20 protein-coding genes and 1 pseudogene are annotated in these 24,220 nt (G+C 63.9%); 12 read left to right on the top strand and 9 right to left on the bottom strand.

The window, feature by feature from the left end; translation table 11 throughout:
- The first annotated feature begins 93 nt into the window (after positions 1-93).
- Positions 94-336: a hypothetical protein gene (locus NCR98_RS28465; RefSeq protein ID WP_250528027.1), complete on the top strand. Its 243-nt coding sequence runs from the start codon at positions 94-96 to the stop codon at positions 334-336.
- A 10-nt stretch (positions 337-346) separates the two neighbouring features.
- On the opposite strand, the gene NCR98_RS28470 is transcribed toward NCR98_RS28465, so the two are convergent.
- Genes NCR98_RS28470 through NCR98_RS28480 form a run of 3 tightly spaced genes read right to left on the bottom strand, consistent with a single transcriptional unit; the run spans position 347 to position 4,677 of the window.
- Positions 347-1,921, bottom strand: a complete 1,575-nt coding sequence (locus NCR98_RS28470; protein WP_250528028.1) for an efflux transporter outer membrane subunit — start codon at positions 1,919-1,921, stop codon at positions 347-349.
- Positions 1,905-3,488, bottom strand: coding sequence for a DHA2 family efflux MFS transporter permease subunit (locus NCR98_RS28475; protein ID WP_250528029.1), 1,584 nt, complete (start codon positions 3,486-3,488; stop codon positions 1,905-1,907). Before NCR98_RS28475 ends, NCR98_RS28470 begins: the two co-directional genes overlap by 17 nt.
- A gap of 10 nt (positions 3,489-3,498) precedes the next feature.
- Entirely contained in the window at positions 3,499-4,677 is a 1,179-nt protein-coding gene (locus tag NCR98_RS28480) for an HlyD family secretion protein (RefSeq protein ID WP_250528030.1), read from the bottom strand.
- A gap of 339 nt (positions 4,678-5,016) precedes the next feature.
- On the opposite strand from NCR98_RS28480, the gene NCR98_RS28485 reads away from it, so the two are divergent.
- Complete coding sequence (locus tag NCR98_RS28485; RefSeq protein ID WP_250528031.1) at positions 5,017-5,550, top strand: universal stress protein; 534 nt, start codon at positions 5,017-5,019, stop codon at positions 5,548-5,550.
- On the opposite strand, the gene NCR98_RS28490 is transcribed toward NCR98_RS28485, so the two are convergent.
- On the bottom strand, positions 5,517-6,263 hold the full coding sequence (locus NCR98_RS28490) for an IclR family transcriptional regulator (protein WP_250528032.1): 747 nt from the start codon (positions 6,261-6,263) through the stop codon (positions 5,517-5,519). The genes NCR98_RS28485 and NCR98_RS28490 overlap by 34 nt on opposite strands.
- A 147-nt stretch (positions 6,264-6,410) precedes the next feature.
- Between NCR98_RS28490 and NCR98_RS28495 the strand changes: the two genes are divergently transcribed.
- Positions 6,411-7,598, top strand: a complete 1,188-nt coding sequence (locus tag NCR98_RS28495) for a fumarylacetoacetate hydrolase family protein (RefSeq protein WP_250468881.1) — start codon at positions 6,411-6,413, stop codon at positions 7,596-7,598.
- Positions 7,599-7,683: 85 nt separating this feature from the next.
- On the opposite strand, the gene NCR98_RS28500 is transcribed toward NCR98_RS28495, so the two are convergent.
- Positions 7,684-8,661, bottom strand: coding sequence for a substrate-binding domain-containing protein (locus tag NCR98_RS28500; RefSeq protein ID WP_250528033.1), 978 nt, complete (start codon positions 8,659-8,661; stop codon positions 7,684-7,686).
- A gap of 310 nt (positions 8,662-8,971) precedes the next feature.
- Positions 8,972-9,478 (bottom strand): free L-methionine (R)-S-oxide reductase MsrC, encoded by a 507-nt coding sequence (gene msrC / locus NCR98_RS28505; protein WP_250510838.1) that lies wholly within the window; start codon positions 9,476-9,478, stop codon positions 8,972-8,974.
- Between the two features lie 328 nt (positions 9,479-9,806).
- On the opposite strand from msrC, the gene NCR98_RS28510 reads away from it, so the two are divergent.
- From NCR98_RS28510 to NCR98_RS28525, 4 genes are all read left to right on the top strand, one after another.
- Positions 9,807-11,048, top strand: coding sequence for an ROK family transcriptional regulator (locus NCR98_RS28510; RefSeq protein WP_250494370.1), 1,242 nt, complete (start codon positions 9,807-9,809; stop codon positions 11,046-11,048).
- Entirely contained in the window at positions 11,038-12,597 is a 1,560-nt protein-coding gene (locus NCR98_RS28515; RefSeq protein WP_250528034.1) for a sugar ABC transporter ATP-binding protein, read from the top strand. The genes NCR98_RS28510 and NCR98_RS28515 overlap by 11 nt, the downstream gene beginning before the upstream one ends.
- A gap of 19 nt (positions 12,598-12,616) precedes the next feature.
- Positions 12,617-13,633: an ABC transporter permease subunit gene (locus NCR98_RS28520; protein WP_244829893.1), complete on the top strand. Its 1,017-nt coding sequence runs from the start codon at positions 12,617-12,619 to the stop codon at positions 13,631-13,633.
- An 80-nt stretch (positions 13,634-13,713) separates the two neighbouring features.
- Entirely contained in the window at positions 13,714-14,664 is a 951-nt protein-coding gene (locus NCR98_RS28525; RefSeq protein WP_244829892.1) for an ABC transporter substrate-binding protein, read from the top strand.
- Positions 14,665-14,739: 75 nt separating this feature from the next.
- Here the strand turns inward: NCR98_RS28525 and NCR98_RS28530 are convergent, their stop codons facing one another.
- Positions 14,740-15,657: an NHL repeat-containing protein gene (locus NCR98_RS28530; RefSeq protein ID WP_250528035.1), complete on the bottom strand. Its 918-nt coding sequence runs from the start codon at positions 15,655-15,657 to the stop codon at positions 14,740-14,742.
- Between the two features lie 136 nt (positions 15,658-15,793).
- On the opposite strand from NCR98_RS28530, the gene NCR98_RS28535 reads away from it, so the two are divergent.
- From NCR98_RS28535 to NCR98_RS28545, 3 genes are read left to right on the top strand one after another with little or no spacing between them, the layout of a single operon-like run.
- Complete coding sequence (locus NCR98_RS28535; RefSeq protein WP_250468894.1) at positions 15,794-16,279, top strand: molybdopterin-dependent oxidoreductase; 486 nt, start codon at positions 15,794-15,796, stop codon at positions 16,277-16,279.
- Entirely contained in the window at positions 16,276-16,824 is a 549-nt protein-coding gene (locus NCR98_RS28540) for a nitrogen fixation protein NifQ (RefSeq protein WP_250510841.1), read from the top strand. Before NCR98_RS28535 ends, NCR98_RS28540 begins: the two co-directional genes overlap by 4 nt.
- Before the next feature lie 35 nt (positions 16,825-16,859).
- Entirely contained in the window at positions 16,860-17,249 is a 390-nt protein-coding gene (locus tag NCR98_RS28545) for a winged helix-turn-helix domain-containing protein (RefSeq protein WP_244829888.1), read from the top strand.
- On the opposite strand, the gene NCR98_RS28550 is transcribed toward NCR98_RS28545, so the two are convergent.
- On the bottom strand, positions 17,246-18,577 hold the full coding sequence (locus NCR98_RS28550; RefSeq protein WP_250528036.1) for a DUF2325 domain-containing protein: 1,332 nt from the start codon (positions 18,575-18,577) through the stop codon (positions 17,246-17,248). The two genes, NCR98_RS28545 and NCR98_RS28550, sit on opposite strands and share 4 nt — an antisense overlap.
- Positions 18,578-18,825: 248 nt before the next feature.
- Here NCR98_RS28550 and NCR98_RS28555 point away from each other — a divergent pair.
- A pseudogene (locus NCR98_RS28555) lies at positions 18,826-19,044 on the top strand (biotin/lipoyl-containing protein); the annotation flags it as partial.
- Positions 19,045-19,227: 183 nt separating this feature from the next.
- Entirely contained in the window at positions 19,228-20,637 is a 1,410-nt protein-coding gene (lpdA, locus tag NCR98_RS28560) for a dihydrolipoyl dehydrogenase (protein WP_250494676.1), read from the top strand.
- Between the two features lie 6 nt (positions 20,638-20,643).
- Here lpdA and NCR98_RS28565 read toward each other — a convergent pair whose 3' ends face one another.
- Positions 20,644-24,129, bottom strand: a complete 3,486-nt coding sequence (locus tag NCR98_RS28565; RefSeq protein ID WP_250528037.1) for a response regulator — start codon at positions 24,127-24,129, stop codon at positions 20,644-20,646.
- Positions 24,130-24,220: the final 91 nt, after the last annotated feature.

Here is a 24,220-nt window from a genome sequence, read left to right on the forward strand (position 1 = left end):
GCGACACGTCGAGCGTTTTTTGCACCGCCGTGACGCCTTCGCTCCCGACATTGGCGCGTCGATGACGTCGCCGCACAACCCGAGGTTCACACGATGTTCGTCGTCTACTGGCTGAGCGGCACATTGAACGAGGCAACGCCCCAGGCCGAACACCGAAGGTTCGATCCCACCGCGCTCGCGGATGCGCTGCAATACGCCGAAGCACTTCGCCGCCGACAGGCGCAAGGCGAGGACATCGCGTTCGTTACTTTGTGCAGCGAGAATCCGCAGTCCGTTGGCAAAGCCGGAGCCGCCGATCCACCCGCCGATTACGCATGGAAGAAACGTCGACGCTAAGCCTTGCGCGTTACGAACGTGCGTCCTTCTGCGCCTGGGCCACGTTCGGATCGTCGTCCTGCCATCCGCCGCCCAGTGACTTATAGACCGCGATGAGATCGGTCGTCACATTCACCGTCGATTGCGCAAGCTGCTCACGGGTCTGCGCAAGCTGACGCTCCGCGTCGAGCACCGTAACGAATGCGGTGATGCCCTTGCGATAAGCATCGGTCGCGAGTTGCAGGCTGATCTCATTGGCATCGACAGTCCGCACGAGCGCCGCACGCCGGTCCTGTTCCGTGCGATACGAAACCAGCGCGTTATCCACGTCCTGCAACGCATTGAGCACGGTCTGCCGATAAGCCAGCCCCGCTTGCGCGGCCTCGGCTTTCGAAATGCGTATGTTGGCGCGCAGCGCCCCGCCTTCGAAGATCGGCAGCGAGATACTCGGCCCGACCGACCAGAACAGACTCGACCAGCGTGCAAGATAGTTCGCCTTCAACGCGCGCGTGCCGACCTGACCCGTCAGCGAGATATCCGGGTACAACTGCGCGACGGCCACGCCCACTTCCGCGGTCGCGGCATGCAACTGCGCTTCGGCGCGACGGATGTCGGGGCGACGCCGCGCGAGCGTCGAGGGAAGCCCGATCGGCACCATCGGCGGAACGGGCGGCACGGCGCGCGCATCGGACAACTCGGCATCGAGCGAACCGGGCGGACTGCCTATCAGCACGGCGAGCCCATTCAGCGCCTGCGCGATTTGCGCGTCGAGCGTCGGCAGTTGCGCCTGCAGCGTGCCGACTTGCGCACTCGCGCTTTGCACGTCCTGCTGGCTCGTCAGGCCCACGCGCGCCTGCTCGCGCGTGAGATCGAGAATTTGCTGCTCCGCGTCGATCTCGGCGAGCGTGATTTGCTTGATGGACTGTGCGCCGCGCAACTGCGCATACGTGCGCGCCACTTCCGATTCGAGCGAGACGAGCGCGTCGTTGCGGCTTTCCATCTCTGCCTCGGCCTGCGCATTGGCGGATTCCACCGAACGCCGCACGCGCCCGAAGAGATCGAGTTCCCACGATGCATCGAAGCCATCTTGATAGATCGTCGCCGGCCCGGTGGCCGAATCGAGACCCTGACGCAGCGTCGCGCCTTGCGCGCCAAGCTGATCGATCTGGTTATAGACGCCTTGCGACTGGAGGATGCCCTTGAGCCCGAGCTGCTCGCGCATCACGCTGGCGCTCGCGTTGACCTGCGGCAAACCCTGCGCCGCTGCCGACACGCTCTGTTCGCGCGCCTGCGCTATCCGCAACACGGCTTGCTGCAAGTTCAGGTTGCCCGCCGCCGCGCGGTCGATCAGCGAGTCGAGCATCGGATCGTTGAACTGCTTCCACCAGCGCGGATCGGGATCGGCGGCAGTCTGCACGACCGATGGCGCATCCGCATGCGGCACGCGCGGATCGTTCTGCGGATTCTGCGAGCGCTGCGTGTCGCTCCAGACCTCGGGGACATCGGCGCTCGGCGCCTTGTAATCGGGTCCGACAGTACACGCGCTCGTCAGCAAGGCGAGCATCAGAATGGAAAGACGCGGCTTCATCTCAATGGCCTCCCGCACCGCCAGCAGCTTTCACCGGCGAGAAGAAAAACGTGAGCGGAATGAACATGAACGAAAAGATCGCGCATGCGGCGAAGACATCGAGATAGGCGAGGATCGTCGCTTGCGAAACGAGCGTCTTGTACATTTGACCCGTGGCGGCCGTCATCGCCTGCGACATGGTCTGGCCCGTGTCCATCAGCGTGCGCGCAATGCGCTGCACCGCGTCGTTGTACGGCTGGTTGAGCGGCGTCAGATGCTCGACCATATGCGCCATGTTCGCCTGCGTGCGCTCGCGGATCATCGCGGTCGCAAGCGAGATGCCGATGGAACCCGCCACGTTGCGAAACATGGTGAAGAGCGCGGAGGCGTCGTTGTTCATCGACTTCGGCAGCGAGAGATAGGCGAGCGTCGTCACCGGCACGAACAGAAAACCGATGGCGGCCGACTGCGCGCTGCGCATCATCGTCAACGTTCTATAATCGATGTTCGGCACCAGTCGATGCGAGTAGAGCAGCGCGACGCCCATCAGAAAGAAGCCGAAGCCGACCAGATAACGCGTCTGCACGTAGCTCATCAGCTTGCTGACGACTGGTATCAGGAACACGATCAGCAACGCGCCCGGCGACAGCACGAGACCGGCAAGCGTGGCCGTGTAACCGAGCTGCTGCTGCGCGAGTTGCGGTATCAGCACCGCGCTGCCGTACAGCACCGACGCGAAGCCGACGATGGCCGCCGACCCCAGCGCGAAGTTGCGGTCTTTGAGCACGCGCAGATCGACCACGGGTCGCTTCGCATACAACAGCCAGAATGTCGCACCGACGATGCCGACCGCCGCCAGCACCGCGAACGTGATGATGAAGTTCGAATGGAACCAGTCGTCGTCCTCGCCGCGATCGAGAAACACTTGCAGACAGCCGAGTCCGAGCGCGATCAGGCCGATGCCCACGCCGTCGATACCCACGTCCTTGTGGCTCTGCTTCTTTTCCCACGGCGGATCTTCGACGAACTGCATCACCGCGATGGTCGTCAGCACGCCAACCGGCACGTTGAGCAGAAAGACCCAGCGCCAGGTGAAGTTGTCGGTGATCCAGCCGCCGAGCGTCGGCCCGAGAACGGGCGCCACGACGATCGCCACCGCCGAGATCGAAAACGCGCGGCCGCGCTGCTCGGGCGGGAAGGTATCGAGAATGATCGACTGCTGGCTCGGCTGCAAACCGCCGCCGAAAAAGCCCTGCAGAATGCGGAAGATGATGAGCTGCCCGAGATTCGTCGCGATGCCGCACAGAAACGAACACACGGTAAACGCCGCGATGCAGATCAGGAAGTAGCGCTTGCGCCCGAGGATCTTCGAGAAGTAGGCGGACAGCGGCAGCACGATGCCGTTCGCGACGAGATAGGACGTGAGCGTCCACGTGGCTTCGTCGTAGCTCGCGGACATGGTGCCGGAGATGTGCGGCAGCGCGACGTTGACGATGGTCGTATCGAGCACTTCCATGAATGCCGCGAGCGTCACCACGACGGCGATCAACCACGGGTTCGACTTCGGCTTCCAGTTGCTGTGATCGTGCGAGGCGGTATCGCTCATGGCTCGGTTCTCAGTGCGTGAGCATCACGGTCGGCACGACCGACAGACCGAGCGGCAGCGACGTGCCCGGCTTCATGCCATCGTCGATGACGATTTTCACGGGCACGCGCTGCACGATCTTCACGAAGTTGCCCGTGGCGTTCTCCGCCGGGAACGCGGAGAAACGCGAGCCGCTGCCGAGTTGAACGCTGTCGACGTGACCGTGCAGGTCGAGGCCCGGATAGGCATCGACTTCGAGCTTCACCTTGTCGCCGGGACGCATGCGGTCGAGTTGCGACTCCTTGAAGTTCGCCGTGACCCAGACGCGCGTGGTGACGAGCGTGAGAATCGACGTTCCAGCTTGCAGGAAGGTGCCGTATTGCACGTTGCGCCGCGTGATCCAGCCGTCGGCGGGCGCGCGCAGTTCCGTGTACGAGAGATTCAGTTGCGCGGCTTCGACTTGCGCCTGTGCCTGACGCACTTGCTGGCGCTTCTCTTCGACGGCCGCGATCACGGTGGCTATTTGTTGCGGCACGAGGCTCGCCGTGCGCACTTGCGCACGCGCCTGCGCGACGTTCGCCGCAGCGCTCTTTTGCTGCGCGGTCGCGGTATCGATGTTTTGCTGCGACGTCGCGCGGATATCGACTGATTGCTGACGCTGATACGCCGCGCTCGCCTGCGCGAGATTCGCCCGCGCGTTCTGCTCCTGCGCCTGTGCCTGCGCGAGCTGCGCCGGATACTGCACACGCGCCACTTCGAGCTGCGTTTCCTGCGCATGCAACTGCGCCTGGGCAAGCCCGAGCTGCGCGTTGGCTTGATCGAGTTGCGCCTGATAGTCGCGCGGATCGATCTTGATGAGCAGATCGTCCTTATGCACGAAGCGGTTGTCGTCGATGTTCATCGTCACGACATAGCCCGATACCTTCGGCGCGATGGTCACGGCGTCGCCATCGGTGTAGGCGTCGTCGGTGCTGATCTCGTTGCGCGTCATGAACCACCAGACGAAGGCGCCGATAGCCAGCACGACCACGACGACGCCAAGGATGATCAGGGGTTTCTTGCCAGGCCCCTTCTTTTCGCCCTTATCGTCTTTACCGTCTTTACCGTCCTTGCTTTCCTTGCTGTCTTTTTCTTTCTCGCCTTCGTCGTCGCGCTTGCGGTCGTCGTCGCGGTCGTCGTCTTGGGCTTCGGAGTCGTGTTGATCTGGCATCGCCGCTCACTTGTCAGGTTGAAACCCGGACGATGCGCCGGGTGGAACCTCGGGTTCTGGACCTGCGGATGGACCACGCGCAATCGACGCCGCGTGTGCGGGGCGCCCGTGCGGAATCATCCGAGGGCAGGCAGCAAGCAAATCGTGTTCCGCGATGGCATTTGTCCGCTTGGCGCGAACGTGCGGGCGGGTTGGCATGAATTTGCGCTTGCCGCGTAAGTGCGACGGCCGGAAGCTTTTAAATGCGCGTTGTAGAAGTTTCCACGCCGCTCATTCGCTCCTAACTTTGTGCGCCGATCATGCGTTTCATCGAATCGAAACCCTGCAACGGAGGCCATCATGTACAAGCACATTCTCGTCGCGGTCAGCACGAGCCTCAGCGAAAGCGCCCTGACCACTGCCATCTCGCGCGCCCGCGACTGCAACGCGCGCCTCACCGCGCTGCATGTGGTCGATCAGACGCCGTGGTGGGCCGTCGTCACCGCCGAGTGCAATTTCACGGAGACCGCCGCGGTCATCGACGATCACGCGCGCGCCGTCACGCGCTATAGCGCCCGGATGATCGAGCGCGCGGGCATCGATGGCGTCGCGCGTAGCATCACGCTGCCGCCGCATGGCGTGAGCGTCGGCGAGGCAATTGTCGATGTTGCAAGCGAGATCGGCGCGGACCTCATCGTATTAGGCGGCGAAGCGGAAACCGGCTGGAGGTTCGGCGAAGCGCGCATGCGCGACGTGATCTGCACGCATACGGCATGCGACGTTCTGATTGCATCGCATGGCGTCGGGCACGTGTTCGATACGGGCGAAATGCAGGCGATCGAAGCGCGCTTCACACAAGCTCACAGCGCCCCGCGCAACAACGCCGCAAGCTGAACGATGCCCATCGAAATCTGCTTTTCGCGCTTTGCATCGAGCCTTCCGATGGGCACGCTCGTCGATACCGCCACGCGCTTGCCCGCCGGCGTCATGCCGACATAAGCCGCGAAACACGCAAGCCCTTCCGTCACTTCCTCGCGTTCGAGCGCGAGACCGCTCGTGCGAATGGACGCGAGCTCGCGCAACAGCGCCGCGCGCCGCGTGATGGTGCGCGGCGTTACCGCTTCGAGACGCTCGGGCAGGCGTTCGCTGATGGCATCGTCTGTGAGACCGGCCAGCAGCGCCTTGCCGAGCGCGCAGCAATGCGCGGGCAGCCGCGAACCGAGATCCGATACGAGCCGCACCGGCCGATGCGCGTCCTCGCGCGCGACATACACGACCTGCACGCCATCCAGCACGGCAAGCTGCACGACCTCGTTATGCATGTTGATGAACGCGCCCGCGCCCTCGCGAAACGCCGCCTGCAGCTTGTCGTGACGCACGTACGCGTTGCCGAGCTCGAACAGGCCGACGCCGACCACGTAGCCATCGTCGCGCTTCTCGACCCACTGCATGCGCGCAAGCGTCTCCAGCAGCAAATAGAGCGTGCTGCGCGACAACCCGGTGGTCTCGGCGAGCGTGGCGGCGCGCACGGGCTTGGCGGCGTCGGCGAGCGTCTGAAGAATGTCGTTCGCGCGGCGCAGCGCGGGCACGTCGTAGGCTTTATCCATGTCGATGGTCGCGGTTCCTACTGAACCGGAAGCGAGATTGAGACCGCGCATATTCCAACAGGTTGGATAAACATGCAACCCAATGGACACTAACGCACGTGCGGGCTACGATCGTTTTCCCTTTTCCCGTGCACGGTGATCCCACTCATGCAGCCCGTTTCCCTTTCCGCGTATCTGCCCGAAGACTTTGCCGATGCCTTGCTGATCGGCCGCGTATGGCGTCCCGCGCCGGTGAACGGCCCGGCGGTCGTTGCCGTGCGCCGGGGCGAAGTGTTCGACATCACGCGCGCCGCGCCGACCACAGCCGATCTCTTCGACAATCCCGACGCCGTGAACATCGCGCGCACGGCTGAAGGCGAACGCCTCGGCACCGTGGAAGATTTGCTGCAAGCCACGCTCGATGCCGCAACCGACAGTCCACGCCTGCTCGCGCCCTGCGACGTGCAGGCGGTGAAGGCGTGCGGCGTCACTTTTGCGGTGAGCTTGCTGGAACGCGTGATCGAGGAGCAGGCGGGCGGCGATGCGACGAAGGCGAAGGAAGTTCGCGAGACCATCAACAAGTTGATCGGCGCGGATCTTTCGAAGATCAAGCCCGGCTCGGAGAGCGCGGCCAAGTTGAAGGCGGAGCTGGAGCGGCGCGGCGCGTGGTCTCAATACATGGAAGTCGGCATTGGGCCGGACGCGGAAGTGTTTTCGAAGTCGCAGCCGATGTCGTCGGTGGGCTTTGGCGCGGACGTGGGGCTTTATCCGACATCGCAATGGAACAACCCGGAGCCGGAGATCGTGCTGGCGGTGAACGCGCGCGGAGAGATCGTTGGCGCCACGCTTGGCAACGACGTGAATCTGCGCGATATCGAAGGCCGTAGCGCGTTGTTGCTCGGCAAGGCGAAGGACAATAACGCTTCGTGCGCGATCGGCCCGTTCGTGCGCCTGTTCGACGAGCGCTTCACGTTGGACACGGTGCGCGGCACGACTTTGTCGCTGCGCATCGAAGGCGCGGACGACGATTTCGTGCTCGAAGGCGTGAGCCATATGAGCGAGATCAGCCGCGATCCCGCCGACCTCGTCAAGCAGACGCATGGCGCGCATCACCAATACCCGGACGGCTTCATGCTGTTCCTCGGGACGATGTTTTCGCCGATCAAGGACCGCGACACGCCGGGCGGCGGCTTTACGCATCATCTCGGCGACGTGGTGACGATTGCCACGCCGAGTCTGGGCGCACTCGTGAACACGGTGCAGCTTTCGACGGAAGTCGAGCCCTGGACGTTTGGGGTGCGCGCGTTGTATCGGAGTCTGGCGGCGCGTGGGTTGTTGGGCGGGGCGGCGGGTTGAGCGTTAGAGGATCGCCTGAACTTCAGCCTGCGCGCATGGCCCATCTGGCGACGCGCAGGTCATCGAGCGACAGCAGGCATTACGATCACGCGCCCAGCCTCGGCGGGCGCTTCATCCCCTTCGCCACCACCTGCACCGGCGTCTCCATGTACGGCGACAAATCCCGCTGTCGCCGTTTCTCCAGTAGCGCCTTCACCGCGACATCCACGCCGAATACCGCCTGACGCGCACCGAACTGCTCGACCGTCGCAAGCAGGCGCCCGTCTTCCAGCATCGGTTGCACGGCGTCGATGTTGTTATAGCCCGTGACCAGCACGCGGCCTTTTTTCCCGGCGATGCGAATGGCATCGATCGCGCCCATCGCGAGGGTATCGTTCGCGCACAACATGCCGCGCAAGGTCGGGCGCGTGTAGAGCATCTGCAGCGCAATGGACTTGCCGCTCGCGAGACTCCAGTCGCCCGCGTCGGCGGCCGCGACGCGCACGTTCGCCACGTTCATCGCATCCCTGAAGCCGATGGCGCGCTGCTGCGCGTTGCGGTCGTTCGCCGGTCCTCCGATGATGCCGACTTCATCGCCTGCTTTCAGCTTCGAGCCGAGATAATTGCCGACGAGCCGCGCGCCCCGGCGGCTGTCCGGACCAACGAAGGGAATGGTGAACGCCGGGTCGTCGGCGTCGTCGTCGAATGCGTTGTCGATGGCGATCACGATGATGCCCGCGCGTATCGCCTTCGTGGCCGAGGGAAGCAGCGCTTTCGAGTCCGTCGGCGCGATCACGATGGCCTGGACCTTCGCATCGATCAAAGACTCGACGATTTGAATTTGCGCGGCGACGTCGTTGTCGCCCTGCGTGCCGCGCGCGATCAGATCCAGTTGCGACGCGAAATGGCGCTGGTAGTTGTTTGCGCCGTCGATCATGGACACGACGAAAGGATCGTTCACCGACTTCATCACGAGCGCGATGGTAGCGCGGCCATCGGCGGCGCGCGCATCGCGAACACGTACCAGGCCGCTCGCGCTCAGGGCGCACGCGGCAAGCAGACGGCGGCGGGCAAGGCTCGGCATCGGAATGGAGGGCGTTAGGGTCGCCCCATTGTAGCCGCAGGCGGGGAAGACGCTTGCCGAAACGCAGCGAACTACCGCGTGGCGACGTTCGACGGATGGATTGCGTTGAGCGGAGTGATGACGCGCACGGCCAGCGAACTATTGCGTGATCGCTCCCACTGCGTGAGATGCGTTGAGCGGAGTAGAGCCGCAAGCGTCCAGCAAACTACCGCGTGATCTCGACCGAGAGCGTGTCTCGCGTCGAGCTAAACGGAAACTGCAAGCGCATACCGCGCCGATTGCAAAACCGCGCGCATCAAAGAAACGGCCATCAACCCTTCGCGCGCTTGCTCCACGCAATCGCTACGAACGCCGTGCACAGCGCTTCCATGCCCGTGGCGTCTTCATCGTCGAAGCGGCCGGGAATCGGGCTATCTACATCCCATACGCCGATCAGAGCGCCAGCGGCATCGACGAGCGGCACGACGATCTCCGAACGCGACGCCGAGTCGCACGCGATATGACCCGGAAACGCCTCGACGTCCGGCACGACTTGCGTGCGCCGATCGCGTGCCGCCGTGCCGCACACGCCGCGTCCAAGCGCAATTCGCACGCACGCCGGCTTGCCTTGAAACGGCCCGACGACGAGCTCGGCGCCGTCGAAAAGATAAAAGCCCGCCCAGTTCAGATCAGGCAGCGAGTGAAAAACCAGCGCCGAAAAGTTCGCCGCGTTGGCGATGAAATCGCTTTCGTCCGCCAGCAGCGAGCGCACCTGTTGAAGCAGATCGTCGTACTGGGCAGTTTTACTCGCGTGGGCCGACTGAGAGATCGAAAACATGATGGCGCAACCGCAATGTCGAAAAGTGTCGCCGACGATAGCACAACGCTCATCGCCACGCAGGCAAAGGCACGGACGCCCGAAACTTGGAACTGAAGGGTCTATCGCCTAGTGTGAAAGGCGCACATTTGTCGGGAGCGTTGCTTGCATTGCATGCCACGGATGGTTTTCATTCGCTGCTTAAAAGCAGGCTTGGGGAATTCCCTCTCTTTACAAAAACGCGCTGCCGTCTTTAAATAAATCAACTTGATTTAATTAATGCCCCGCATGAGGGCGACACGAGACAACGAGCGGCGCTTCATGCGCTGACTCGACAGGAGACAGGCGCGTGAAACCAGCAAGCGGCAGAGGCAGCAACTCCGCGAACGTCCGGCGCTACAACGAACGCCTGCTGTTGCAGGCGCTCCGGCGCACCGAGCCCGCATCGAAGGCCGATCTCGCGCGTCACGCGAATCTGACGAGCACGGCGGTTGGCAGCATCATCGAATCGCTCGGCAAGGCCGGGCTCATCGAGTACACCGGACGCCGGATCGAAGGCCAGCGCGGTCAGCCGGCCGCGCTCATCCGGCTCGATCCGCGCGGCGCATTCGGTATCGGCGTGCGGCTGGACCGCACCGGCATCGAGACGGTGCTCGTCAATTTCGCGGGCGACGTGCTCGGGCGCAGCGCCATCGACATGGTGCTGCCGCATCCGTCGGTCGTGCTCGAAATCGTGCGGCGCGATGTCGAACGGATGCTCGCGCTGCTTAGCGCGTCCGAACGTGAACGGCTCGCGGGCATCGGCATCGCGCAGCCGTTCAATCTCGGCAGCTGGCTGCGCGAACTCGGCCTGCCCGCCGAAAACTTCCGCGCCTGGGACGAAACCGATTTTCCCGACGCCCTATCGCGCGCGCTCAACTTGCCCGTCTTCAGCGAAAACGACGGCAACGCCGCCGCCACCGCAGAACTGTTCTACGGTCACGGCCGCACGTGCGACGACTTCATCTACCTGTTCCTGGGATCGGCGATCGGCGGCGGCATTGCCATCGACGGCGATTGTCTGCGCGGCGCATCCGGCAACGCGGGCGATATCGGCGTGATTCCCGTGCCGCCAAGCCGCCTGCCCTCCGCCCCGCAACCCGCTGGGCAGTGGGACATTTTGCTGTCGCGCGCCTCGCTCAATGCGCTCGTGCGGCATCTGCACTACAGCGGCGCGGCGGCGGACAACCGCGTCGACTTGCAGGCGTGCATCGAACAACGCCTGCCCGCCGTCGACGAATGGATCGAGGACTGCATCGAAGCCCTCGCGCCCGCGTTGCGCGCAACCTTGTGCGTGCTCGACGTGCCGATGGTCGTGATCGATTCCGACATCGACGGCGGCCTGCTCGACCGGCTCGTCGCGCGCCTCCGGACCACGATGACCGCCAACGCGCCCGAGGCACGCGGCACGCCCGCGCTCGTGCGCGGCACCTTCGGCCCGGATGCGGGCGCGATCGGCGCCGCCACGTTGCCCATGTTCTACAACTTCTCCCCGCGCGCCGGCTTTCGCCACGCGGGCATCAAAACGCAAGAGGTGAACCATGCCGCATGACACCGCGGACCCACGTACGTCGCTTCTGGAAATGCGCGGCATCAGCAAGACGTTTCCGGGCGTGCGCGCGCTGAACGACGTGCGTCTTTCGGTCTTTCCGGGCGAAGTGCATTCGCTGATGGGCGAAAACGGCGCGGGCAAATCCACGCTCATGAAAATCCTGTCGGGCGCGTATCAGGCCGATGCAGGCGGGCAAATTCTCATCGATGGCAAGCCGGTCGTCATCGACGGTCCGCTCGCGGCGCGTGCGCTCGGCGTCGCCGTGATTTATCAGGAACTGAGTCTCGCGCCCAATCTTTCGGTGGCCGAGAACATCTACGCGGGCCGCGAACTGCGCAAGGGCCGAGGTCCGTGGTCCGTCGTGGATCGCGCCGGCATGGAGCGCGGCTGCGTGGACGTATTGAAGCGGCTGGGCGCATCGTTCAAGCCGCATACGCTCGTCGGCGATCTTTCCATCGCGGAACGGCAGCTCGTGGAAATCGCGCGCGCCGTGCACGCCCACGCGCGCATCCTCGTGATGGACGAGCCGACCACGCCGCTCTCATCGCGCGAAACGGACCGGCTGTTCGACCTCGTGCGCACATTGCGCGCGGAAGGCATCGCGATCATCTACATCAGCCATCGCATGGCGGAGATTTACGAGCTGTCGGATCGCGTTTCCGTGCTGCGCGACGGCAGCTACGTCGGCACGCTCAAGCGCGACGAACTCTCCGCCGAAAGCCTCGTGAAGATGATGGTGGGCCGCGACATCTCTGGCTTCTACAAGAAGGAACACGCGCCTTACGATCCCGGCAAGATCGTGCTGTCGGTGCGCGATATCGCCGACGACCGCCGCGTGCGCGGCTGCAGTCTCGAACTGCACGCGGGCGAAGTGCTCGGCATCGCGGGACTCGTCGGCGCGGGACGCACGGAACTCGCGCGCCTCATCTTCGGCGCGGAGGAACGCACGCGCGGCGACATCCTGATGCACGGCAAGCCGCTCAAGGTGCGCACGCCGCGCGATGCCATCGACGCCGGCCTCGTCTATCTCACCGAAGACCGCAAGGGTCAGGGCTTGTTTCTCGACATGAGCGTGCGCGACAACATCAACGTCGCGGTCGCCGGACGCGATTCCAAGATGGGCGTGATGGACATCGCGCACGGCAACAACCGCGCGCGCGAGGCAATCGCCGCACTCACCATCCGCGTGCCGAACATGCGGGTGAACGCGGGCGCGTTATCGGGCGGCAATCAGCAGAAGGTGCTGCTATCGCGTCTGCTCGAAACGCGGCCGCACGTGCTGATCCTTGATGAACCGACGCGCGGTGTCGACATCGGCGCGAAGTCGGAGATTTATCGAATCATCAACGAACTGGCGCGCTCGGGCGTCGGCCTCATCGTTATTTCGAGCGAGTTGCCGGAAGTGATCGGCGTGGCCGACCGCGTGCTCGTCATGCGCGAAGGCCTGATAGCGGGCGAACTCGGCGGACATTCCGGCAAGCCGATTTCGCAGGAAGGGATCATCGAACTGGCGACGGGCTCGAAGGTCAAGCTCGATCAGGCCGCATAAAAGCACATTGGAGAGAGACATGGCTAACACCACCAAGCAGGACAACGTCGGGCCAGGCGCGGCGGAACGGCAGACGCGCATCGAACATCGCGAGCGCATGCAGGTCCTGATGCGCACCGCCGGCATGTTGCCGGTGCTGATTCTGCTGTGCATCGGCTTCGGCATCGTCACCGACGGCTTCTTCAGCCTGCAGAACATGTCGATCGTCACGCAGCAGGCGTCGATCAACATCGTGCTCGCGGCGGGCATGACCTTCGTCATTCTCACGGGCGGCATCGACTTGTCGGTCGGCTCGATCCTGTCCGCGGCGGCCGTCACCGCGCTGCTTGCGTCGAACCTGCCGCATCTCGGCTGGCTCGGCATTCCGGCCGCGCTTGCCGTCGGTCTCGGCTTCGGCGTGGTCAACGGGCTGCTGATCTCGCTGCTCAAACTGCCGCCGTTCATCGTGACGCTCGGTTCGCTCACGGCGGTGCGCGGCATTGCGCGGCTCATCGGTAACGATACGACCATCTTCAACCCGCAACTTTCGTTCGCGTTCATCGGCAACGACACGGTGCTCGGCGTGCCGTGGCTCGTGATCATCGCACTTGCGGTCGTCGCCATTTCGTGGTTCATTCTGCGCCGCACGGTGCTCGGCCTGCGCATCTATTCGGTCGGCGGCAATCCGGAGGCGGCGCGGCTCTCGGGTATCAAGGTGTGGGGCATCCAGCTTTTCGTCTACGCGATGTCGGGACTGCTCGCCGGTCTCGGCGCGGTGATGTCGGCGGCGCGGCTCTATGCGGCGAACGGTCTGCAACTCGGCCAATCGTATGAACTCGATGCCATCGCCGCGGTCATTCTCGGCGGCACGAGTTTCGTGGGCGGCGTGGGGTCGATCGTCGGGACGCTGGTCGGGGCGCTGATCATCGCCGTGCTGTCGAATGGACTCGTGCTGCTCGGCGTGTCGGATATCTGGCAGTACATCATCAAGGGGCTCGTCATCATCGGCGCGGTGGCGCTCGACCGTTACCGCCAGCGCGGTTCGGCCCGAACCTGAAGTTTCGCTTTGAAAACACCGGGCGCATGCAGGTCCGCCTGCGCCCGTCCAACTCGAATGGACCCACTGGAGACAACAACATGCGCAAACACAACAAGCTTTTCGCCAGCGTCGCACTCGCAGTCGGTTTTTGCGCGGCGCTGCCCGCCGCGCAGGCCGCCGACAAGCAACTGAAGTCGGTCGGCATCACGGTCGGCTCGCTCGGCAATCCGTACTTCGTGACCATCTCGCGCGGCGCGGAAGCCAAGGCCAAGCAGATCAATCCGAGCGTCAAGGTCACGGCGGTATCGTCGGATTACGACATGAACAAGCAGTTCACGCAGATCGACAACTTCATCTCCGCGCACGTCGACATGATCCTGCTCAACGCGGTCGACCCGAAGGCGATCGAACCCGCCGTGAAGAAGGCGAAGGCGGCGGGCATCGTGGTGGTCGCGGTCGACGTGGCCGCTGCCGGAACGGACGCCACCGTGCAGACCAACAACGTGCAGGCGGGCGAACTCGCGTGCGATTTCCTCGCGAAGAAGCTCAACGGCAAGGGCAACGTGGTGATCGAGAACGGGCCGCAGGTTTCGGCCGTGACGGATCGCGTGAAGGGTTGCAAGGCGGAACTGGCGAAGAATCCGGGCATCAAGGTGCTATCCGACGACCAGGACGCGAAAGGTTCGCGCGAAGGCGGCATGAACGCGATGCAAGGTTATCTCACGCGGTTTCCGAAGCTCGACGGCCTCTTCGCGATCAACGATCCGCAAGCCATCGGCAGCGATCTCGCGGCGAAGCAACTGCGTCGCAACAATATCGTGATCACGTCGGTGGATGGCGCGCCGGATATCGAAAACGCGCTCAAGACCGATACGCAGATTCAGGCTTCCGCAAGTCAGGACCCGTGGTCGATGGCGCAGCAGGCGGTGAGCGTCGGTTACGACTTGATGAACGGCAAGAAGCCAAGCAGCACGATGATCCTCATGCCGTCGACGCTCGTCACGCGCGAAAACGTGGCGAATTACAAGGGCTGGTCGTCGCCGCGTTGAGGTTTCACGTGACGTAGGCGCGAAAGAAGGCGGCGAATGCGTCGCCTTCTTTTTTTGGGTCGACCTTGGGCTCGCTCATCTGATCGGCAACACGCGCAGCGCGCTCGTCTTGCCCGACGACGCACCCGCGCGATCCACCGCGATCAGCCGCTTGCGCGCGACATCGACGGCCACGCCGCGAGGCGCGTCGAAGTCGCTGGCGATGACCGCCGCCGTACCGCGCTTCGACACACTGCACAACGCGTGCGCGCCGCATTTCGTGTAGAGCGTGCCATCGGGCGATGCGGCCATGAGGTCGGGCGCATCGACGGTGGCGAACACATTGGTGGCCTGCACCGGGCCGCCCGCCGTGCGCGCGTCCTGCAGATCGACCTTGAAGATGCGGTTCGCCGCCTGATCGCTGATGAACAGCGTGTCGCCGACGACCGCGAGGCCCACCGGCTTCTTCAGGCCGATGACGAGATCGCGCTCGGTCACGCTGCCCGGCGTCGCGCCGCGCGTGATCAGGCTAACGCCGCCCATCGACGGCGCATCGCCTTCCTTGCCGAACCAGCTCGACAAAAACGTGCCGCTGTCCAGCACGACGAGCCCGAGGCGGCGTCGCGACGGGTTTGCATCGGCGGCAAGTGCGACTTGTCCGCTCGCGGCGATGTCGAACACCGCGCTGTTCTTGCCGAAGCCGAAGCGCTCGACGAGCAGATGTCCGTTCGGCGCAAACGCAATCTGACTGAGCGCGCCGCGCTCGCCTTCCTGCGCGGGAATGCGCGCGTAGAGCGAAAAGTCGGGCGATGCAGCGTCGAGATTCGAGGTCATCACGATGCTGTTGGTCTTGTCGTCGGTGACGAACACCGCGCCATCCGACGCGCGCACCGCGACGCCGTTCGGCGAGCCGGAAAGCTGGACCGTCTGCGGCGCGCTGACCGAGCCTCCGCCCGAAGTGCATGCGGCGGTGACGAGCGCCAAAATCGCGATCCACGCAGGACGACGGCTCATGAAGGCTCTCCCGTTGGCCGGAAAACGATAGTTGTGAATAATGCCGCATCCATGATCATCATGCCGCGAAAGGCATGGCATCGTACAATCTGCCGTAATATATTCAGCGATACATCGCATCTGCCCGGTCATCGCCATGAATCACGCGCATTCGCTCAGCCTTTCACCTGTCGTTCAGATTGGCGGCGCGGTCGAACGTCCGCTCGTGCTCGATGTCGCCGCCTTGCGCGAGTTTGCGAGCGCGAGCATCGATCCCTTCGATCTCGTCTGCTTTTCGACCGGCCGTTATATTCGACCAGTGGAACGATATCAGGGCGTGCAGTTGCGCGTGCTGCTCGACGCCGCTGGCGTGCGCCGTCCCGGCAGCACGGATTTCAAGCGCACCGTGTTTCTCGCGCATGCGCACGATGGCTATGCGGTGACGTTTTCCTGGCATGAGCTTTTCAACACGCCCGTGGGCGAGCAAGTGATCGTGGCGTATGCGTGTGCGGATCGCGAACTCGGCGTCGAAGATGGCCTGCCGGTGCTGGTGTCCGGCGCGGATACGGTGCACGCGCCGCGCCACCTGAAGCGGCTGGTACGCGTGGATGCCCACGTGCTCGGCAGCGGCCACTCGCCATGAACGTGAACGCGGCGGCGCGCGCCCTTCTCGCTCGCGCGGCCCATGCAGCCGTGCCCGATACGGTGTTGTTCGCGCGGTTGATCGGCGCGCGCATGGAAGCCGGCGATGTATCGCTGCTCGGTCTCAACAAGCCGGAACTCGATGCCCTGACCACGCGCCATTTCACGCAGACGATCGACGGCGATCATACGCCGCCGTGGACGCCGCACCGCGTGTTCGTACACGATCTTCATGCGCTTCTGATGCGCCATGACGTGACGCTGACGCATTCTCCCGACGACGCGCATTGTCTCGCGATGATCATCGCCACGGCGTGCCTGCGTCCCGACCATTTATGGCGCGATCTCGGACTCGATGGCCGCGCCGATGTCAGCGCCATGCTCGAACGCCATTACCCCGCGCTCGCCGCGCGCAACGTCGACGAAATGCGCTGGAAGAAGTTCCTCGCGTACGAGGTGGCGAGCGCAAACGGCGTTGCGCCGACCTGCGCGCCGGGCTGTCCGGGTTGCGAGGATTACCGCTTCTGCTATCCGTTTCGCCAGTAGCGTTCGGAGGGTCTCGTTCGTGTATTCTCTCGGGCATGGCCACATCCCTCAAAACGAAACCTGCGGCGACGGCCCAAGAAGCCGTCGAAGTGCGCTTTCGCATGCGCATCCGCAAAGGTGAAGCAATCGCGCTCGGGCCGGGCAAAGTGGTGCTTCTCGAAGCCGTGCGCGAACACGGTTCGATCTCGGCGGCGGCGCGTAGTCTCGGCATGTCGTATCGGCGCGCGTGGCTGCTCATCGACGAATTGAACCGCTCGCTGAAGTCGCCCGCGACCGTCTCGGAGCAAGGCGGCCAGAGCGGCGGCGGCTGCGTGTTGACGCCCGTGGGCGAACGCATCGTGCAGCTTTACCGCGATATCGAAACCGAAGCGCACGCTGCGTGCGCCGGACACATCGGCGCACTGACGAAGCTCCTCAAGTCCTAACCGTGGCGCAGGCAGAACACCGAACGCGGCGGCGCGCTCGTGCGGCTCACGCGCTCGTCGACATCCAGCCGCGCGACGAATTCCACGAAACTCGCCACGCTCGCCGTGCGCAACGGCGCGTAGTCCACGCCGTGACGGTCGCAGACGCGCTTCAACGTGTTCATCGAATCATGGTCGATGCAGTCCACCGGAAACAGCACCACGTCCGCGTTCGGCAGCGCGGCGGCGAGCAATCCCTTGCGATCCTCGATACCGCCATCGTGCACGGTGAGCGCGCCGCCTGCCGCTTCGACGAGCGACTTCAACACGGCGTTCGAGTTCGGTCTGCCGCCCACATAGACGATGCGTTTGCCGTTCACCCAGTCGAAGGCGCGCTGACGCGTGTCGGACGCTTCGGCGTTATCGAGCGTCGCGCGTTCCAGCGCCGCGCATTCCGCCTGCACGACTTTCAATAGCGCTTGTGCCTCGGCGAGCCGCGCGCGCAGCGTCTCGGCTTCGCCCTCTTCCTGCTGCGCGCGCCGTTCCGCGGCTTCGCGACGGCTCGTATGCAGCGCGAGACGGCGCTCGCCTTCCTCGGCCTTTTCGCGCAGGCGTCGCACTTCTTCCTCGAGTTCGCTCGGGTCCGTCTCCGGCTTGCGTTCGCCTTGCGCCGCGAACTCGCTCAACTGGCGCAGCGACGCGTCGCGCTCGCCGCTCACTTCCAGCAGACGCGCCTGCTGCCGTTCGATCTTGTCGCGCAGCTCCGCGTTCTCTTTTTCGAGCGCCACGAGACGCCGGATATCCGCGCGATTCGCCGCGCCCACGAGATGCGAGAGCATGTGCAGCTCGCCAAACGCCGACTGCCGCACTTCGATATTCGCGTGCGGATGCGTCATCAGCGCCCAGTAGGCGGGCGGGATGTCGCCGGACTTGAGCGCATCGGACCAAAGGTCGAGGAGTGCGTCGCTGCTGCGCGCGGCATCGAAACGGCGGAGCGCGCCTGAATAACGTTCGTCGAGCGCCTTGTTGAGCGCCTTCGCGCCCGCGCCGCCCGCAATCGCCAGTTCGACCGCCGCGTGGTGAATGTCGAGATCGCTCGCGTGATGACGATCCAGGTTCGTGAACTTCGGCACCAGCTTGCGCAACTCGTTGGTGGAGAGACAAGTACCGATAATCGAGCAATGCAGATGCGAATCCAGCTCGGAGAGCCGCACGCGCTTCCTCGCGCCGCGCGCGTCGGCAGCCACGGCCGCGACTCGTTGCGGCTGCGGCTCGCAACATGCGTCGGACGTGTGCGCGTGCATGCCGGTGCGAGTCGGGCGGGCAAGTGGAAACGGAGGGGCCTGCATGATCACCTCATGTTCGATCGGGCGGGAATGGTCGGTCCGCGTCTGTTTTCGCAATATACCACCGAATATAGCGAGGGCCGTCCGGCAAGCGGCAGTGCGGCGAGCGTGCCGCACACGGCGTATCCTGTGGCTTCTGCGCGGCCGGGACGGACAAAACGGATGCAAACAGATGCAAACGGAGGCAAGCGCCCCGCCCTTCGCCGCCGCACGGTTTCCATCGCACAAGCATGCTCACAAGGAGAATCTGAATGGCAAGGGTTGAAGTCAAGGTTCCGCAGCTTTCCGAGTCCGTCACCGAGGCAACGCTGTTGCCCTGGAAAAAGAAAGCGGGCGACCCGGTGACGCAAGACGAAATCCTCGTCGAACTGGAAACCGACAAAGTCGTGCTGGAAGTTCCCGCGCCGTCGTCCGGCGTGCTGGGCGAACTTCTCAAGAAGGAAGGCGATATCGTCCACGCGGATGAAATCCTCGCCGCCATCGATACGGAAGGAAAGGCCGCAGCAGCGCCCGCTCCGGCGCCGGCTCCGGCTGCCGAGAAGCCGGCCGCCGCGCCTGAAAAGCCCGCCGCCGAACAACCGGCCGCTGCCGCGGCGCCCGCGCCCGCGCCCGCGCCTCAAGCGGAATCCAGCGAGAAAGCCGACTACGACGTCATCGTGATTGGCTCCGGTCCCGGCGGCTATATCGCCGCGATCCGCGCCGCGCAACTCGGCTATTCGGTCGCGTGCGTCGAAGAGTGGATCAACCCGGCCGGCAAGCCGAAGCTCGGCGGCACGTGCCTGAACGTCGGCTGCATTCCGTCGAAGGCGCTGCTCGCATCGTCGGAAGAATTCGAGAATGCGCGACTGCATTTGGGCGATCACGGCGTGAACGTCGAGAACGTGAGTTTGGATCTGACCAAGCTGATCGGCCGCAAGGAAGCGATCGTCGAGAAGATCACGGGCGGCGTCGAGTTCCTTTTCCGCAAGAACAAGGTCACCTGGCTCAAGGGCCACGGCAAGCTCGCGGGCAAGGCTGGCGGCAACTTCACTATTGAAGTGAGCGGCGGCGACAAGGACGGCAGCCATACGGCGAAATACGTGATCATCGCGACGGGGTCGAAGGCGCGTCATTTGCCGAACGTGCCCGTGGATAACCGCATCGTCTCCGACAACGAAGGCGCGCTCGCCTTCGATTCCGTGCCGAAAAAGCTCGCCGTGATCGGCGCAGGCGTGATCGGTCTGGAACTCGGTTCGGTGTGGCGGCGGCTCGGCGCGGAAGTGACCATACTCGAAGCGCTGCCGGACTTCCTAGGCTCGACCGACACCGCGCTGCAAAAGGAAGCCGCCAAGCAATTCAAGAAACAGGGATTGACGATCCACCTCGGCGTGAAGATCGACAGCGTAAAGACGAGCGACGCGGGCGTCTCCGTGTCTTACAAGGACAAGGACGGCAACGCGGCGACGCTGGATGCGGACCGTCTGATCGTCTCCATCGGCCGCGTGCCGAATACGGCCAATCTTGGTCTCGACTCGATCGGGCTCGCCGCCGATGAGCGCGGCTTCATCCCCGTCGATGGCCATTGCGCGACCAAGGTGCCGAACGTCTATGCCATTGGCGACGTCGTGCGCGGCCCCATGCTTGCGCACAAGGCCGAGGACGAAGGCGTGCTGGTGGCGGAGATCATCAACGGTCAGAAGCCGCACATCGATTACAACTGCATTCCTTGGGTGATCTACACGCATCCGGAGATTGCATGGGTCGGTCAGACCGAGCAGGCGCTGAAGGCCGAGGGCCGCGAGTTCAAGGCCGGCCAGTTCCCGATGATGGCCAACGGCCGCGCGATGGGCATTGGTGAAACGGACGGCTTCATCAAGGTGATCGCCGATGCGAAGACCGACGAGATTCTCGGCGTGCATATCGTCTCGGCAAACGCGTCGGATCTGATTGCCGAAGCCGTGGTGGCGATGGAGTTCAAGGCGGCGTCGGAAGACATCGGCATGATCTCGCACCCGCATCCGTCGCTGTCGGAGGTGATGCGGGAAGCGGCGCTTGCGGTGAACAAGCGCGCGCTCAACATCTAGAGCCGCTCAGACTCGCCGCGGCATCCACACCCGCAATAGCGAATACAGCCGATCCACATCGATCGGCTTCGCCAGATAATCGCTCGCGCCCGCGGCGAGGCATTGCTCCTGATCGTCCTTCATCGCCTTCGCGGTGATCGCGATGATCGGGAGCTTCTTGAAGCGCGCATCTTCGCGGATGCGTCGCGTCGCTTCCAGTCCATCCATGCCGGGCATCATCACGTCCATCAGTACGACGTCGATGTCCGCGTGCCGGTCGAGCGCCTCGATGGCTTCGAAACCATTGCGGCCGATCGCCACTTTCAAACCCTGATGCTCCAGCGCGCTCGATAACGAAAAGATGTTGCGGATGTCGTCGTCCACCAGCAGCACGCGGCGTCCGTCGAGCACGCGGTCGCGCGAACGCGAGACGTGCAGCATCGCCTGGCGATCCGCCGACAGGTCGGATTCGACCTTGTGCAGGAACAGCGTGACTTCATCGAGCAGACGTTCCGGCGAACGCGCACCCTTGATGATGATCGACTGCGAATAACGCATGAGTTCCGCTTCTTCGTCGTGAGTCAGATTGCGGCCCGTGTAGACGATCACCGGCGGAAACGACAAGGCATCCGTCGACGCCATCTGCCGCAGCAGATCGCCACCCTGCATGTCGGGCAGCTTCAGGTCGATGATCATGCAGTCGAAGATGGTCGTCTTCAGCAACTTCAGCGCGTCCTTGCCGAACTCGACAGGCGTGATTTCCACGTCCTGATCGCTGATGAGCTCGACGATGCTTTGCCGCTGCCGCGCATCGTCCTCGACCAGCAGCACGCGCTTGATCTTCTGACTGCTCTTGTCGGCGAGCCGCTGGAAGATGCCCATGAGTTGTTCGCGCGTGGTCGGCTTGACCGCGTGGCCGATCGCGCCGAGGTGCAGCGCGGCCTCGCTTCTGTCCGACGCCGACACGACATGCACGGGAATATGCCGCGTCTTCGGGTTCGCCTTCAACTCTTGCAGAACGACGAGCCCCGAGCGATCCGGCAAGCCGATATCGAGCAGAATCGCGCTCGGCGAACGTTCTTGCGCCAGCCGCAGCGCTTCGCCCGCCGTGCCGCTCACGATGCAGCGATAACCCAGCTCGTGGGCCAGATCGAGCAGCACTTGGGCGAAGCTCGCTTCGTCTTCGATGACGAGCACCAGGCGCCGGCCGGCGGCTGCGGCGTCGAGCCGGTCGTCGTCGATCACGGGCGTCGATGTAACCAACGCGGCCACGTCATCGAGTGGCGCACTAGGCGTCTCCGCCGAAACGGGCGCGGGTGCAGGCACAGGCGCCACGAGTTCGAGCGCGTTTTGCACGGGCGGCGTGAGGGCGTCATAGACGACCGGCATCGTGAGCGTAAAGGTGCTGCCCACGCCCGGCGTGCTCTGCAACGCAATCGACCCGCCGAGCAGATGCGCGAGACTGCGCGAGATCGACAAGCCCAGACCCGTGCCGCCGTAGTGACGGCTCGTGGTGCCATCGGCTTGCTGGAACGCTTCGAAAATCGCTTCCTGCTGATCCGGCGCAATGCCGATGCCCGTATCCGTCACGACGAACTGCACCGCGTCCTTGCCCGCGTTCTTCAGCGTGAGCGAGACCGTGCCCGAGTCGGTGAACTTCACCGCGTTGGCGAGCAGGTTCTTGAGTATCTGCTCGAGCCGGCGGAAGTCGGTCGTGAGCGTCGGATATTGCTCGATCTCGTTGCGCAGTTCGAGCTTCAGCTTCTTCTGACGCGCGAGCGGCTCGAAGGTGCGCGAAAGCGTATCCACGATGCGCTGCACGGGCACATGCTCGATGTGCAGATCGAGCTTGCCCGCTTCCACCTTCGACAAGTCGAGAATGTCGTTGATCAGATTGAGCAGATCGTTGCCTGCCGAATAGATCGTCTGCGCGTACTTGATCTGATCCTGCGTGAGATTGCCGTGCTTGTTCTCCGAGAGCAGTCTCGCGAGAATCAGCGAGCTATTGAGCGGCGTGCGCAACTCGTGCGACATGTTCGCCAGGAACTCGGACTTGTAGCGGCTTGCGCGCTGCAAGGCCTCGGCGCGCTGCTCCAGCACTTCCTGCGCCGAGTTCAGCGCCGCGTTGCGTTCGTCGAGCACGCGCGCCTGTTCCGCGAGTTGATCGTTGGTCTGTTCGAGCTCGGCCTTCTGGTTCGCGAGATACACCTGCGCCTGCGACAGCGCATTGGTCTGTTGCTCCAGTTCCTCGTTGGTCGTGCGCAGTTCTTCCTGTTGCGTCTGCAACTCTTCGTTCAACTGCTGCGTCTCTTCGAGAACTTGCTGCAAGCGCTCGCGATATTGCGCCGCCTCCACGAAGTCGCCGATATTCCCCGCCACCGACAACATGAACTGGCGCTCGCGTTCCGTGAGCGCGTGCATCGCGCCGAGTTCGATGGCGCCGTTTGCCTCGCCCTCGTTTTCGATCGGGACGACGACGAGGCTCGTCGGCGTGGCCGAGCCGAGCGAAGAGGTGACCTTCCAATAGCCGGCCGGCACTTCGTCCACGTTCGTCAGGCGCTTCGAATGCACGGCCTGCCCGACGAGACTCTTCACGCCCGCGAGCGTCTGCGGCGACGTCTCGCTGTCCGGATCGAAGCCGAAGCTCGCGGTGCGCCGGAGCGCGCCGTCGACATCGACGACGTAGAACGCGCCTATCGATACCTTGAGGTAGTCGGCCAGAAAGTCGAGCACCGTCTGGCACAACTGGTCGAGCGACTGCCTGCCGATCACCTGCGCCGCGAGCAGCGTCTGTCCCTCGCGCAGCCACGCCTGCTCCTGCAACGCGCGCGTCTGCTTCTCGTGTTCGCTGAGTGCCAGGCCATACGCGTTCGAAAGCTGCAAGAGTTCGCGGCGGCCGAAGACCGCCAGAATCACTGAAAGCGACAGGCTCAACACGAGAAACACGATGACGGTGATGGTCGTCAGTTCCTTCGCCGACTCCACGCGCTGAATCCGCAGCGTCTGCTCGATGTTGAGAAACGCGTCCAGCTCGCGCACCGTCTCGGCGCGTTCCGCCGCACCGCCTCCGGCACGCATCTGCGCGAGCGCATTGCCGTTGGCGCGACGCTCGGCGATCACGGCATCGGCGACCTTGTCCCATTGTGTCTGCAACGCGCGGATGCGGATCATGCGGTCCACTTGCGGCGTGTTGTCCGAGACGAGCGCGGCGAGCGTATCGATATCGGCGGTGAGCTTGGGTTTGGCGGTCTCGTAAGGCGCGAGGAAGCTCTCGTCGCCGGTGAGCAGATAGCCGCGTACCGCGCTTTCCTTCTCGCCGACGAGCCGCCCGATTTCCTGCGTATTGCCGATCACGCGTTCCGAGTGCTCGACCCAGTCGATGCCTGAGAGCAGATACAACACTAGAGCGACGAACGCGACCGCGGTGACGATGCCCGTCCCCAACGGCAGCGCGATATTTCGCAAGAGAATGCGACGAAACGTGGTTTCATCGACACCGGACCGCAATGGCATGGACAACTCCGATGGATATGGTTTCGTGAATGACGCTCGGTACGCGGCGCACGTATTTGCGCGCTTCGGCCGACGCGCATGTGAAGATTTT

It is taken from the genome of Caballeronia sp. GAWG2-1, assembly GCF_023631405.1.
Taxonomy (GTDB): Bacteria; Pseudomonadota; Gammaproteobacteria; order Burkholderiales; family Burkholderiaceae; genus Caballeronia.